Below are 12,565 nucleotides of genomic sequence, written 5' to 3' on the forward strand. Positions count from 1 at the left end.
TCAAGCATGTCTGCAACAACTGCGCTTTCCCTGTCGGTCCGCGTTGAGCCGGTTCGCCTGAAAACACCGTTCCGGATTACCGGACACGTGATGGACAAGGTTGATCTGGTGGTGTGCACCGTGTCCCGCCGCGGCCTAACGGGCCGGGGCGAGGCCACCGGGGTCTATTATCACGCCGAGACGGGAGCCAGCATGCTGGCTCAGATCGAGGCGGTACGCGGACAGATCGAGGCGGGGGTCACGCGTGAGGCGCTGCAGGACCTACTGCCGCCCGGCGGTGCCCGCAACGCTGTGGACTGTGCCTTGTGGGATCTGGAAGCGCGCGAGACGGGAAAGCCGGCCTGGCAACTGGCCGGTCTGGCGAAAACCTCGCCTCTGCTCACCACCTTCACGCTGGGCGCTGACAGCCCGGAGGCGATGGGCATCAAGGCGGCGGGGCTGACATACGCAAAGGCGCTCAAGCTCAAGCTGATCGGGGATGGTCAGGATGCAGAGCGTGTGCGGGCCGTGCGCGCCGCTGCGCCTGAAGTCTGGATCGGGGTGGACGCCAATCAGGCGTTTGACCGGGCCGGTACCGAAGCGCTTCTGCCCTGCCTGATCGACGAGAAGGTGAGCCTTCTGGAGCAGCCCTGTGCCATCGGCGCGGATGAAACGCTGGCAGGGCTGAACTCGCCCATTCCGCTGGCGGCTGACGAGAGCGCGCAGACCAGCGCCGATATCGCCCGGCTCGTGCCCATCTACGACATTATCAATATCAAGCTCGACAAGTCTGGCGGTCTCACCGAAGGGCTGAAAATGGCGTATCTGGCGCGCGAGCATGGCCTTGGCGTGATGGTAGGCAATATGGTCGGGACCTCGCTCTCATGCGGGCCAGCGGCCATAGTCGGCCAGCTATGCGATGTAGTGGACCTTGATGGTCCCTGGCATCTGTCCGCCGACCGCGATCCGCCTGCGCGTTATGAAAACGGCCATCTTGTATGCCCGCCTGAAGGGTGGGGTCTGCCGGAAAGGAAAGCGGCCTGATGAGTGTTCTCTCCCTTCCCCGCCCCTACCTGCTCTTTCTGGGCGATGTCACGGACCTGTCCTACGCCAAGACGGCAGCGGGTCTGCGCGACTGGGTGCCGGATCAGTGTGTGGCCGAATGGTCCTTGCCGGGAAACCCCTTACGGCTTGGTCTTCCGGTCATGGCACCGGCAGAGGCGGCTCGCGCAGGTGCCCGCTCGCTGGTGATCGGCGCGGCGACAATGGGCGGGGCGATCCGCCCGGCCTGGGTGCCAGCGCTGGTCGAAGCCATGGAAGCCGGTCTCGACATTATTTCCGGCATGCACGCCCCGCTGGCCGGCGTTCCGGAGCTGAAGGAAGCGGCCGCGCGCCTGGGCCGTCAGCTGATCGATGTCCGGCGCCCGCCCGCCGGCTTGCCGCTCGGCACGGGCCGCAAGCGCACCGGCAAGCGCCTGCTGACCGTCGGGACAGACTGCGCGCTGGGCAAGAAATACACCGCGCTGGCCCTCACCCAGGCGTTCACGCGCGCCGGAGCCAGGGCAACCTTCCGCGCCACCGGCCAGACCGGTATTCTCATCGCGGGCGGCGGCGTGCCGATGGACGCGGTGGTCAGTGACTTTCTGGCCGGGGCCGCCGAGGCTTTGTCACCCGATGCGCCAGCCGATCACTGGGATATTGTCGAAGGGCAGGGCTCGCTCTTTCATCCCTCCTATGCCGGTGTATCGCTGGGTCTCCTGCATGGCAGCCAGCCCGATGTGCTGGTGATCTGCCACGAGTTCGGCCGTAAACGGATTATCGGTATCGACGCCCACTATCCCATCCCCTCCATTGAGGAGGTGATCGAGCTCAACCTGATGCATGCGCGCCGGGTAAATCCCGATGTGCGCGTCGGCGGGATCAGCCTCAATACCTCGAAACTCTCCGAGGACGAGGCGCGCCGCGCCATCGAGACGGAGGCGCGGCGCACGGGCCTTCCCTGCGCCGATCCGATCCGCGGCGGCGCAGCCTTCGACCGGCTTGTCGAGGCTTGCCTGGAACCCGAAGCAGCCCTCGCCCAATGAGCGTGAGCCCCAGCCTCTTTCAGCGCCTGATCCTGCCCGGCCTTGCCTTCAAGGCGGTGGTGATTGGCGGGGGCTATGCCACGGGGCGTGAGCTGGTGGAGTATTTCATGCCATCCGGCCCGGTGGGCGGATTGCTGGGGCTGGCGCTGGTCACGGCACTGTGGAGCGGTATCTGCGCGCTGACCTTCGTCTTCGCGCACGCTACGCGCAGCGGCAATTATCTCGCCTTCTTCCAGGCGTTGCTCGGGCCCTTCTGGCCGCTTTTCGAGATTGCCTATCTGCTCTTCCTCTTCCTGATCCTCGCCGTGTTCGGCGCGGCAGCAGGCGAGATCGGGGCGGCGCTTTTCGGCCTGCCTAACCTGGTGGGTTCGGCGGCGCTCGCGCTCTCCATCCTCCTCTTTGCCGCTCTTGGCCAGGAGAGCGTGGAGCGGCTTTTCAAATACGCCTCGCTCTTCCTCTATCTGGTCTATCTCGTCTTCGTGGTGATGTGCTTCACGCAATTTGGCGGGGATATCCTCGCAGGGCTTGATGCCGGTATTCCGGCGACGGGCTGGGTGTCGGGCGGTGTCACCTATGCGGGCTATAACGTGGTCGGCGCGGTGGTGATCCTGCCCATGCTGCGACATCTGACTAGCCGCAAGGACGCAATTATTGCCGGCGCGCTTGCCGGACCTTTGGCCGCGCTTCCCGCGCTTCTCTTCTTCGCCTGCATGATCGCTTTCTACCCGGAGATTTCAGGCGCGGCCCTGCCTTCAAACTATATCCTCGAACGCCTCGGCTCGCCGGTCTTCCAGATGGCGTTCCAGTTCATGGTGTTTGTGGCCCTGGTGGAAACCAGCGTCAGTGCAGTCCATGCCGTCAATGAACGGATATCGGCTGTGCGGCCCCGCGCCATCGGGATACGCACCCGTCTTGCGGTCACCTCCGTCATACTGCTCGCGGCCATGGTGGTCGCAGACCGGTTCGGCCTGATCGCCCTGATTGCCAACGGCTACCGCATGTTGGCGTTCGCGATCATCGCCGTCTTCGTCCTGCCGCTCCTGACACTCGGCGTCTGGAAGCTGATGCGTATGCGCAAGGAGGCCGGCGCATGAGACATGTCCTGATAGCTGCCGTGCTGGGCACCGCCCTCTGCACGGGGCCGCAGACCGGTGTCAGCCATGCCGCCTTGCTGGAAGAGAGCGAAACCGCCGCGATAGAGGCGCGCATTGCCGCGCTGGCGCAGATCGCGGGCGGGCGTGTGGGCGTGATGGCGTTCAGCCTCGAGAGCGGACTGGCGGCGGGCCACAACGCCGATGAAGCCTTTCCCATGGCCAGCACGTTCAAGATTGCGGTAGCTGCAGCGGTGCTGGCGCGGGTGGACGCAGGCGAGCTGCCGCTGGACACGATGGTGGATATCCCGCAGGAGCGCTATGTGCTCTCCGATGTGATCGCCAACCGGCTGATCCATCCCGGCGTGGCGCTGTCGGTCGCCAATCTGATCGAGCTCAACATCACCGAGAGTGACAATACCGCCGCCGACATGCTGACCGAGCTGGCTGGCGGGCCGCAGGCGGTGACGCAGTGGCTGCGCGCGCAAGGGATTGAGGACCAGCGCGTGGACCGGGATACGGCAGGGCTGATCCGTGATTTCTTCGCCCTGCCCGATGGCCCGCTCGTCCGTACTGTGCCGGCAGCTCTGGAGGCGGACCCGCAGATATTCCAGCGCGGCCAGCAGCCCAATCCCGATTTTGATGCCGATCCGCGCGACACTTCCAGCCCGCGCGCCATGGCCCGCCTGATCGCGCGTATCGCGCAAGGCGAGGCGCTCAGCGAAGCCAGTACCGAGTTTCTGCTCGCCTCCATGGGGCGCACGCGCACCGGGGCAGGACGGCTGAGAGGCCTGCTTCCCGGCGGTACGCAAATTGCCCACAAGACCGGCACGATCGGGGGCACGGTCAATGATGCCGGGCTCATCACCCTGCCGGACGGACGGCGTATCGTGGTGGTGGTATTCGTCAAGGAAAGTGCTGCGCCGATTGCCGAACGCGAGCGCGCGATTGCAGAAATCACCCGCACCCTGCATGACTGGTTCCTCGTCCGGTAGGATAGAGAAGCCGCTCTCCGATAGCCGCCACGCCTTGGCAACAGGCTTCATATTGCAGGTCTCCACTATTAGGCTGTGCATTATAGAGCCGTCGCGGGAGGGGCGGATTAGTTCCGCGCGTGCCCTTTCAATTGAGGAACTTGCCGGGATTTTAGCGGGGACAGGGGCATGAAATCGGCATCCCTCGCGGCGATCATGGGACTGTTCGTGATTACCGGCTGCACTGCCGAAGAGGAGCGTGCGCCAGACTGGGTGGAGACACCGGAAATGGAGGCGGCGCGGCTCCTTCACGAGGCAGCGTGGGCGAACTGGCGTGACCCTCACGCACTTTACGATGCAGCCTGGCAAGGCAATCTTGACGCTATTGATTGCGAAATAGCCAGCGACGAATGGCGCTTTGCCGCCTCTACCGGCTATGAGCATGTGGATTATTACCGGCTTCAAACAGGCTACCGGCGATGGCAGGTTAGCGGGGAGCGCGATGAGCGCGCGCCTGCGGCTGCCCGGCGCATGCCGCGCTTCGAGGTGGCAGGCGAGGTGGCCTATCACAGCTACCGCCTGCGCAAGGCCAGCAACCCCGATGAGCCGCTATTGCCCCACGATCCGTGCTGGGAGCTGAACGATATCCAGCTTGAACTGGTCCGGGTGGCGATCCCCGATGAGGAGAGCGCCCCCTGCCTCGTAGGCTGGGGAATTGAGGAGTAACCCCTACTCAGCCCCGCTCGCCACGGTTCCCCGGACCGGGCGGCCGGGCAGGACGGAGGTGTCAATCTCGCCCCCATTGACCAGCACCGTGCCGTTCACGATCACATAGTCAAAGCCGACGCTCGCCTGTGCGGGCCGCTCGAACGTCGCCTGGTCGGCAACGGTCTCGGGGTCAAACACCACGATATCGGCGTCCATGCCGGCCTGCAGGCGGCCCTTGCGGCGCATTTGCGGTACGGCGCCAGAAAGGATGCGGGCCGGGTAGAAGCTCGCCTTGGCGACGGCTTCCGGCCAGTCGATTACCCCGCGCTCACGCGCATAGATGCGAAGGAAGCGGCCATAAGTGCCGGCGCTGCGCGGGTGGGAGTGTGCATCCTCCGGGATCGGCCAGATACCGCCTTCCAGGCGCTCGCTGCCGACGGACCACGGTCCGCCATCAGAGGCGATCGCCCCGCCGGGGAAGAGGATGGAGCGGTCCAGATATGCCTGATGCTCCGGGCGCTCATCGGGATTGAGGAAGTGGACGACAATGCCGGTGCCGGGCGCATTTTCCTGCAGGTCGTGGAAGCGCGCCTCGTCCAGCGGCACGCCCTGCACGGTGAAGTCGGAATATTCGATCCCGCCCATGCGCTCGCGCCAGTCCGGCCCGCGGAACATCGCCGCGCCAATACCGGTTGCGCCCGCACCATAGGGGTAGGCTTCCACCGTGATGTTTATCCCGCGCGCCTGGGCTCCCTCGATCATCTCCGCGATGCGGTCAATGTCGGACAGGCTGATCGAGTTGAGATGGCTGATATGCATGTGGGCGCCGGTGGCGGCGGCCACCGCCACCATTTCCTGGAAGCCCTCGAACGAGCTTTGTGGCTCGATGGCGCTCAGGAACCGCGCATGGGTGAAGGTGGGTACATCGCGCGCGGCGGCCAGTGCGTTGACAGCGTGATACTCGCCCCGGCTGATCCCGGGCGCATAGCCCAGCAGGATGCCGATTCCCAGCCCGCCTTCCTCCAGCCCGGTATTGATATGGCGCAGGATTGCCGACAGGCGCTCGTCATCAGCAAGCTCCGTCTGCCAGCGGGGATCGCCGATATAGCGGAAGAACCAGTAGGTGTCGGCGTCGGGATCGACATCCATGACCGCAGCGATGCGCGCATGCGCCCAGCTCGCCGCCGCGCCGTAATTGATCGGACGGCCTTCCTCTTCGGCGCGCGCGTAGAAATCGGCCACGGGCAGGACACCCGATTCCAGTTCCAGCGTGGTTGTAACTCCGTCCAGCGCCTGCATGCGCCCGGACGGCGTGTTCTGGCCATGGCCGTGCAGATCGATAAAGCCCGGCGCAACGATGCGGCCCGTAGCGTCGATCGTGCGCGTGCCTTCAAGCGGGGTTTCGGAGATGATCGCGATCTCGTCGCCCCGGATGCCGACATGGCGGATCGCATCGAGGCCCGTTTCCGGATCAATGACCCGGCCATTATTCACGGCCACGTCATAATCCTGCGCGAACGCGGCCGGGCTGAAGGCCAGAGCGCCCGCCAGCGCAAGCTTTGCGATGATACCGGTCATGCCATTCTCCCCGTTTTCATTTTTTGACGCATTTCTCTTATCAGAGAAAATTGGCTCTGTCAGGTTTGTTTGCGCAGGCGCTGGCGGGAACCCGATCCTGCCGGGCGCGTTTTCGGCGTATGAAACAACCGATTGTGATTATCACCTATGCGCGCAGCCTGATGGCGCTGACGATCGCTGAATCCTGCCGCGATCTGGCAGGGCGCATCGTGGCGGCGGACAGCGTGGACATGACCCCGCTCGGCTTTTCCAGGCACTGCGACGAAGCGATTGTTACCGCTGATTGCCGCAGCGACCCGGAAGGGTTCGTCAACAGCATGGTCGAGGCGTGTGCCCGCTATGCCGGAGAGACCGTGATTATCATGCCGGTGTTTGAGGAAATGGAATTGCTGGCGCGCGAGCGTCACCGCTTCCCGGCGCAGGTCACCATCGCTGCCCCTGACGCTGCTGCGATTGGCAAGGTCACGCCAAAGCACAGGCTGGCTGATACTGTTTCCGGTACGGATATCCCCGCCCCCGCGACCGAGATCATCGGGGATGGAAAGTCCGGGCTTAAGGAGCCGGAAGGTTTCACCTATCCCTTCCTCGTCAAACCGTCTGAAGGCGCCGGCGGCCGCGGTATCAGCAAGGTGGAATCCCGCGAGGAGTTGAAAGACTACGAGGCGGGCCTTCGCGAAAAGGATATCATCCTGGCCCAGTCCCTGGCACCGGGTGAGGACTATTGTATCTCGGCACTCTGCCGGAAGGGCGAACTCGTGATCTGTTCGGCCTACACCAATCTGGAGCAATTCCCCAAGGAGCACGGCGCGGGCGTGGTGCGCGAAACGGTTGATGCCGCCCCCTTTGTGGACGCCGTGCGCCAGATCGCCCGCGAAACCGCCTGGGACGGGATTTTCGAGGCCGACTTCATGTGGACCGGCAACCAGGACGACACGCCCCTTCTCATCGAGATCAATGCCCGCTTCTGGGCGGGTGTGCGTCATTCCAAGCTGTCTGGCGTGGACTATCCCCGCCTGTTGCTGGAACAGACCCTGTTTGGCCGTATCCAGTCAGATCCCGGAGCGCCGGAAATCGGTCACCGCTCGAAAGTGCCGATGATCTGGGTGCCCTCTGCGGTATCGGAGGCGTTCTCGGAAACCGAATATGCCGAAAAGCTGTCCGACGCGTGGGAGCATCTGCAGGCATCAGATGGCAATCTTCTTGAGAGGGTCGGGCGCTTTCTCGGCACGCTGGGCCGCGCGAAGTCGGCTGGCGAAGCGATAGACGATATCATGTTCCGCCTGACCGACCGGTCAGACCTAGATATTGATCTGATGGCTGAAGATGACCCGCGCTCGGCCCTGGGGGTCCTGTTTATCGCCTCCCATCTGGCGCGCTTTGGCAAGCTGCCGCCGGAAATCTCCTACAAGCCCATGGATTAGCGAATTTTGAGACCTGTCATCGGATATATCGGCGCGCCGCGCGGCGACCGGCTGGTCGGCATGCTGACCGCGTTCATCATCCGCATTTCGGGTGGCAGGCCAGCCCGCCTGTGCAAGCCACCCGCTTCGGGGCCAAGCAGGATTGATGGCCTCATCCTTCTGGGCGGGCTCGACATCCACCCCAGCCAGTATAATGCGGAAATGGAGGTTGAAAGCCGGTTTGACCTTGAGCGTGACGAGCTGGAGCTCGCCTGGCTGGACATCGCCTTTGCGCGCGCCATACCCGTTATGGGCATTTGCCGCGGCCTTCAGATGCTCAACGTCAAGGCAGGCGGAGATCTGCACCAGCGGCTCGATCCCGAAGTGACGAAGAACTGGCCGAGCGGCCCGCTCGGCTACGCCCTGTTCCGCAAGCCTGTCGAGGTGTTGCCGGGCTCATTCCTTGCCAGCGTGTTCGGACAGGGCACGCTGCGCGTAAACAGCCTGCACCGCCGCGCCGTGCGCGCCGTCGCGCCCGGCTTTGAGGCAACGGCGTGCGGCGCAGACGGCGGCATACAGGCGATTGAGGCACAGGACGGAGCCTTGCGCCTCGGCGTGCAGTTTCATCCCGAATTGCTGCCTCACCGGCGCGATATGCGCCGCCTGTTCCGGCTTTTTGTGGAGGCTTGCCGGTCAGCTGTCCCAGTTCTTGCTGACCGGGAATGAGACGGTCGCTTCATACCCGCCAAGCGCGCTGACCCGCGTGGTGAACTGGCCGCCCAGCTGCTGGGCAAAGGCATGCATCAGCGATGAGCCAGTCCCTGTTCCTGCTTGCGGGGATGCGCCATTGCCATTGTCGCCGATGGCAATTTCGCACCGATCGTCATCATTGCAGATCAGGCGTACGACGATCCTGCCGGAATCCCGTCCCGCGAAGGCATGCTTGAAGGCGTTTGTAACCGCCTCGGTCACGAACAGGGCCATGGGCGCAGCCTGGTCGGGGCTGAGCGCCAGCTCCTCACATTCGATCTCCACGCTGATATTGCTGTCATGGCCGCCCAATACTTCGGCGAGGTTATGGATCAGATCCTTCAGGAAGGGGGCAATTTCGATAAAGCGCAGATCATCGGTTTCGTAGAGGCTGCGGTGGACGAGGGCGAGCGCGTTGATCCGCCGTCTGGCATCCATCAGCGCCTCTGCCGCTGCCGGATCGCTTATCCGGCCCGACTGCAGGTTTAGAAGGCTTACAATGACCTGAAGATTGTTCTTCACGCGGTGATGGATTTCGCGAAGCAGGCCGGAGCGCTGATCGACGGCTTCGGCCAGCTCGGTGCGCTGCTCATCCAGCGAGGCGGCCATCTGCTCCATGACGGCGGCGAGCCTTGCCACTTCGCGAGGCGCCTTGCGTGCGCGCTGGGGAACAAGGTCGAGGCGTCCGGCGGCGTAAAGCTGCGCAATACGCTGCAGATAGGTCAGCCAGCGCAGAATGAAGTAGTCCACCGCCATCCATACGCACACCAGCACCAGCAATGTCATCAGGGCAGGGATGGCAAACGTGCTGATGACGCTGATCCCGCTCCAGTTTTCAAACACGCGCGCAGGCGCGGCGATTGCGACGCCCAGCCTTTCCGGGAGCAGTGACGCGACGATCACCTCATAGCCTGAGCGTACGCCTGTGCCTTGCGCGCGGATAGCTTCGCCCGGCCGTGCCTGTTCCAGGAGTGTACCCACAGCGACGTCCTCAAACAGGTCGTCATTGACGGCGCTGCCTTCGAGCTTTAGCGCGCCCTGCCGGCTTATCAGGGCGATCTGGGCGTCTGCGCTGAGCCGTTCGCGCCGCACAAGGCGCGCGGCTGCATTCATATCGGTTGCCACCGCAACCACTCCGGCAAAGATGTCGGTTTCCGAGCCGTCAACGCCCGGGGCCGCGCGCAGGCGCCGCACGGTCAGCACAACCTGACGCTGGGACATGGCACCGAAAACCACATCGCTGTGGGTTCGGTCGGCACCGTCGCGCAATGCCTGGAACCAGTCGCGCGAATTGTAATTCCGCTCGTCACTGGCGGGCGGTACGGCGGAGCAGACAAGTTCGCCTTGCGCATCCAGTACCGCGATATTCGAGACCGTTATGTCGGCCTGTGTCATATGCCGGAGTGTCCGCTCGCATGCGGCCGGGTCATCCATCAGGGCGAAAGACCAGGATGCAATGGCACCTGCCTTGCCATCAGCGCGCGAGAAGGCGGCTGTTATGGCTTCCGAGGCGGTAAGCGCAGCGGCGTGCAGGCGGTCTATTTCACGTTCGCGTTGCTGCTCATACTCCATGAGGCCCTGCACACTCGACAGGACGAGCAGGGGCATGAGTGCCAGAACCAGCACGGCCAGCAGCTGGACGCGCAGCCCCCTGCGCGATCCGTTTTCCAGAGCTTCCGATAACCCCGCGAGCAAGTGCGTCAGGCCCCCGAAGTGAGGGATTTCACCTCTGCCATGATGAGCTCTGCCGACTGGGAGGGTTTGACGTCGTCGCCGGCCGAGCGCTGCCTGGGGCCGGACTCCAGAATGGCGGCAAGAGCGGCCCTTGCCCGGCTGACCCGGCTTTTCACCGTGCCTATGGCACAGCCGCATATGCTGGCGGCCTCTTCATAGGAAAACCCGCCAGCGCCGACCAGAATGATCGCTTCGCGCTGATCGTCAGGAAGCTCCAGCAGCGCACGGCGCGTCTCGTCCAGCTCCATGACACCGTTCATGGATGACGGTCCCGTCAGCGTTCTGTCCGCCTGCTCCTGGTCCCACGCCACCTGCCGCCAGCTGCGGCGGCAATCGGAATAGAACTGGTTGCGCATGATGGTGAATATCCAGGCGCGGAAGTTGGACCCGGCGCGGAAGCGCTTGCGCGCGTTCCAGGCTTTCATCAGCGCGTCCTGGGTGAGATCGTCCGCCGCGCTGTCATCGCCGGTCAGTGACCGGGCAAAGGCGCGCATATAGGGGATGGCTTCAGCCATCTCCCGCTTGAACTCTCCAGCCGGCAGGGGCTCGGCAGGCGCGTCCGCAGCCATATCGCATTCCGGGCCAGCCATGTGTCAGCCCTCATTTCTGCGGGAGCCGCTACCCGGCGGAGTGCCGGGCTGCTCCTCCAGCTCATCGAGAGCGGCCAGCATCTGCTCAAAATCGTCCGGAACGCCCTGGCGGACGACATCGTCGTATACCGCCTGCAGGCGCGCACCAATGACACGCTGACGGCTCTTGACCGCCTGCGCATCCGGTTTGTCATCAGACTTGTTCATTGCACTCATACTTGCTCTTTGCGGCTGCGCTACGCGGCGGGTAGCCGCCCCTCCATCGCATATTGACCATCATAGCGTATTGTTTCTTTCGAGGCAGACAACGCGCCGGTGAGGAACCTGTTCCGCCGTTCCGCTGCATTTGTCAGCGCGCACGGAACCGGTTCTGCAGAACACGCGTTATTGTAAGAGTTTCGTCCGGAGGAGACTGATGAGTTTTTCAAATGCTATCCGCCCGCATCTTCCCTATTTGCGGCGTTATGCCCGTATTCTGACCGGGTCGCAGGCGAGCGGGGACGCCTATGTGCGCGCCTGTCTGGAAGCCGTTCTGGCCAACCCGCAGGGTTTTGACCGCGATCAAAGCCCCAAGATTGCACTCTATCAGCTTTTCCACGCCACTTGGGACAGTTCCGGAGGAGCGGATCCGGCATCGAGCCTCGACCGGCGTCTGTCGGAGATTACCCCGCTGCACCGTCAGGTGATGCTGCTGACCTCAGTAGAGGGGTTCAGTGTCGAGGACGCGGCCACAATCATGCGTATCAGCACGGCGCAGGCCGAAAGCGCCCTTCTCAGTGCGCAAAAAGAGCTCGAACAGGGGCTGGCGACATCGGTGCTCATCATTGAGGACGAGCCGATCATTGCGCTTGATCTGGCTACCGTGGTCGAGCGTCTGGGCCACAGGGTCTGTGACACGGCCCGCACACGCGCCGAGGCGGTACAAAAGGCCGCCGAGCACCGCCCGGGCCTTGTGCTTGCCGATATTCAGCTGGCGGACAATTCTTCGGGCATCGACGCGGTGCGCGACATCCTTTCCGGACAGGATGTCCCGGTGATCTTCATTACCGCCTATCCTGAGCGCCTGCTGACCGGGGAGCGTCCCGAGCCGACCTATCTCATCACCAAACCCTTCATGCCGGAAACGGTGGCCGCGACCATCAGTCAGGCCCTGTTCTTCGCTGCGGAGCCGGCTGAGGCATCCTGAGCTGGAAGGAACACGACCATGTTTGGCTGGGCACTGCTTTTCCTCGTCATCGCCATCATATGCGCGGTTCTGGGCTTCATGACGCTCGCCGGCGCGGCCGCGACAATTGCGCAAGTGCTGTTTGTCATTGCGCTGGGCCTGGCCGTTCTGTCTGCCATCATTCAGGCATTCCGGGGACGCCCGCCGGTGTAACTTGGCCTAATTCTGAAGGGAAAGTCATGCCGGGCGGGTCCGCTATGGTTCCCGGCAATAGCTTTCTCAGCGCGCCGCCTATGGCCGCGCCTGCCAGAAAAACGCGCCTTGCAGGTGACAGTTCCGTTGAAAACTGACGCAGGCCATGGATCGATCTGGCAAGTCCGGTGTTAAATACGAAAGAATGAGAGTCCGGACTGATTGCACTTGCGCTGCATACGGTTGATTTTCGCCTGCGCCATCATATCTGCAAATTCTCATCGCCGGCCCCGGTGGCGTGTCCGGATTTTCATGTATTA

At 63.5% G+C, this 12,565-nt stretch carries 13 protein-coding genes; 9 read left to right on the forward strand and 4 right to left on the reverse strand.

Annotated features, from left to right (window positions below; translation table 11 throughout):
- Positions 1–6: 6 nt before the first annotated feature.
- From AB6B38_RS12410 to AB6B38_RS12430, 5 genes are all read left to right on the forward strand, one after another.
- On the forward strand, positions 7–1,023 hold the full coding sequence (locus AB6B38_RS12410) for a dipeptide epimerase (RefSeq protein WP_371393173.1): 1,017 nt from the start codon (positions 7–9) through the stop codon (positions 1,021–1,023).
- Positions 1,023–2,063, forward strand: a complete 1,041-nt coding sequence (locus AB6B38_RS12415) for a DUF1611 domain-containing protein (protein WP_371393174.1) — start codon at positions 1,023–1,025, stop codon at positions 2,061–2,063. Before AB6B38_RS12410 ends, AB6B38_RS12415 begins: the two co-directional genes overlap by 1 nt.
- A complete protein-coding gene (locus tag AB6B38_RS12420; RefSeq protein WP_371393176.1) occupies positions 2,060–3,157 on the forward strand; it encodes a hypothetical protein in 1,098 nt (365 codons plus the stop codon). Before AB6B38_RS12415 ends, AB6B38_RS12420 begins: the two co-directional genes overlap by 4 nt.
- Positions 3,154–4,149 carry a class A beta-lactamase gene (gene bla / locus AB6B38_RS12425; RefSeq protein WP_371393177.1) on the forward strand — a complete coding sequence of 332 codons (996 nt, stop codon included), beginning with the start codon at positions 3,154–3,156 and terminating at the stop codon, positions 4,147–4,149. The genes AB6B38_RS12420 and bla overlap by 4 nt, the downstream gene beginning before the upstream one ends.
- A gap of 168 nt (positions 4,150–4,317) precedes the next feature.
- Positions 4,318–4,854: a hypothetical protein gene (locus AB6B38_RS12430; RefSeq protein WP_371393178.1), complete on the forward strand. Its 537-nt coding sequence runs from the start codon at positions 4,318–4,320 to the stop codon at positions 4,852–4,854.
- Positions 4,855–4,857: 3 nt separating this feature from the next.
- Here AB6B38_RS12430 and AB6B38_RS12435 read toward each other — a convergent pair whose 3' ends face one another.
- Positions 4,858–6,414: an amidohydrolase family protein gene (locus AB6B38_RS12435; RefSeq protein ID WP_371393179.1), complete on the reverse strand. Its 1,557-nt coding sequence runs from the start codon at positions 6,412–6,414 to the stop codon at positions 4,858–4,860.
- Between the two features lie 119 nt (positions 6,415–6,533).
- Between AB6B38_RS12435 and AB6B38_RS12440 the strand changes: the two genes are divergently transcribed.
- On the forward strand, positions 6,534–7,835 hold the full coding sequence (locus tag AB6B38_RS12440) for an ATP-grasp domain-containing protein (RefSeq protein WP_371393180.1): 1,302 nt from the start codon (positions 6,534–6,536) through the stop codon (positions 7,833–7,835).
- Positions 7,836–7,841: 6 nt separating this feature from the next.
- On the forward strand, positions 7,842–8,540 hold the full coding sequence (locus AB6B38_RS12445; RefSeq protein WP_371393181.1) for a gamma-glutamyl-gamma-aminobutyrate hydrolase family protein: 699 nt from the start codon (positions 7,842–7,844) through the stop codon (positions 8,538–8,540).
- On the opposite strand, the gene AB6B38_RS12450 is transcribed toward AB6B38_RS12445, so the two are convergent.
- The 3 genes from AB6B38_RS12450 to AB6B38_RS12460 are packed head-to-tail and all read right to left on the reverse strand — an operon-like array spanning position 8,508 to position 11,104.
- Positions 8,508–10,259: a sensor histidine kinase gene (locus AB6B38_RS12450; protein ID WP_371393182.1), complete on the reverse strand. Its 1,752-nt coding sequence runs from the start codon at positions 10,257–10,259 to the stop codon at positions 8,508–8,510. The two genes, AB6B38_RS12445 and AB6B38_RS12450, sit on opposite strands and share 33 nt — an antisense overlap.
- A 5-nt stretch (positions 10,260–10,264) precedes the next feature.
- Positions 10,265–10,888, reverse strand: coding sequence for a sigma-70 family RNA polymerase sigma factor (locus AB6B38_RS12455; protein ID WP_371393183.1), 624 nt, complete (start codon positions 10,886–10,888; stop codon positions 10,265–10,267).
- A 3-nt stretch (positions 10,889–10,891) separates the two neighbouring features.
- Positions 10,892–11,104 (reverse strand): NepR family anti-sigma factor, encoded by a 213-nt coding sequence (locus AB6B38_RS12460; RefSeq protein ID WP_371393185.1) that lies wholly within the window; start codon positions 11,102–11,104, stop codon positions 10,892–10,894.
- Between the two features lie 199 nt (positions 11,105–11,303).
- Between AB6B38_RS12460 and AB6B38_RS12465 the strand changes: the two genes are divergently transcribed.
- Together AB6B38_RS12465 and AB6B38_RS12470 are read left to right on the forward strand one after the other, a co-directional pair.
- On the forward strand, positions 11,304–12,074 hold the full coding sequence (locus AB6B38_RS12465) for a response regulator (RefSeq protein WP_371393186.1): 771 nt from the start codon (positions 11,304–11,306) through the stop codon (positions 12,072–12,074).
- Positions 12,075–12,092: 18 nt separating this feature from the next.
- Entirely contained in the window at positions 12,093–12,266 is a 174-nt protein-coding gene (locus AB6B38_RS12470; protein ID WP_371393187.1) for a DUF1328 domain-containing protein, read from the forward strand.
- Positions 12,267–12,565: the final 299 nt, after the last annotated feature.

Source organism: Glycocaulis abyssi, from assembly GCF_041429775.1.
In the GTDB taxonomy this organism is placed as follows: Bacteria; Pseudomonadota; Alphaproteobacteria; order Caulobacterales; family Maricaulaceae; genus Glycocaulis; species Glycocaulis abyssi.

Excerpts from the sequence above, each read along its gene's own strand:
- AB6B38_RS12410 (WP_371393173.1), top strand. The coding sequence starts at position 7 with ATGTCTGCAACAACTGCGCTTTCCCTGTCGGTCCGCGTTGAGCCGGTT.
- AB6B38_RS12415 (WP_371393174.1), top strand. The coding sequence starts at position 1,023 with ATGAGTGTTCTCTCCCTTCCCCGCCCCTACCTGCTCTTTCTGGGCGAT.
- AB6B38_RS12420 (WP_371393176.1), top strand. The coding sequence starts at position 2,060 with ATGAGCGTGAGCCCCAGCCTCTTTCAGCGCCTGATCCTGCCCGGCCTT.
- bla (WP_371393177.1), top strand. The coding sequence starts at position 3,154 with ATGAGACATGTCCTGATAGCTGCCGTGCTGGGCACCGCCCTCTGCACG.
- AB6B38_RS12430 (WP_371393178.1), top strand. The coding sequence starts at position 4,318 with ATGAAATCGGCATCCCTCGCGGCGATCATGGGACTGTTCGTGATTACC.
- AB6B38_RS12435 (WP_371393179.1), bottom strand. The coding sequence starts at position 6,414 with ATGACCGGTATCATCGCAAAGCTTGCGCTGGCGGGCGCTCTGGCCTTC.
- AB6B38_RS12440 (WP_371393180.1), top strand. The coding sequence starts at position 6,534 with ATGAAACAACCGATTGTGATTATCACCTATGCGCGCAGCCTGATGGCG.
- AB6B38_RS12455 (WP_371393183.1), bottom strand. The coding sequence starts at position 10,888 with ATGGCTGGCCCGGAATGCGATATGGCTGCGGACGCGCCTGCCGAGCCC.
- AB6B38_RS12460 (WP_371393185.1), bottom strand. The coding sequence starts at position 11,104 with ATGAGTGCAATGAACAAGTCTGATGACAAACCGGATGCGCAGGCGGTC.
- AB6B38_RS12465 (WP_371393186.1), top strand. The coding sequence starts at position 11,304 with ATGAGTTTTTCAAATGCTATCCGCCCGCATCTTCCCTATTTGCGGCGT.
- AB6B38_RS12470 (WP_371393187.1), top strand. The coding sequence starts at position 12,093 with ATGTTTGGCTGGGCACTGCTTTTCCTCGTCATCGCCATCATATGCGCG.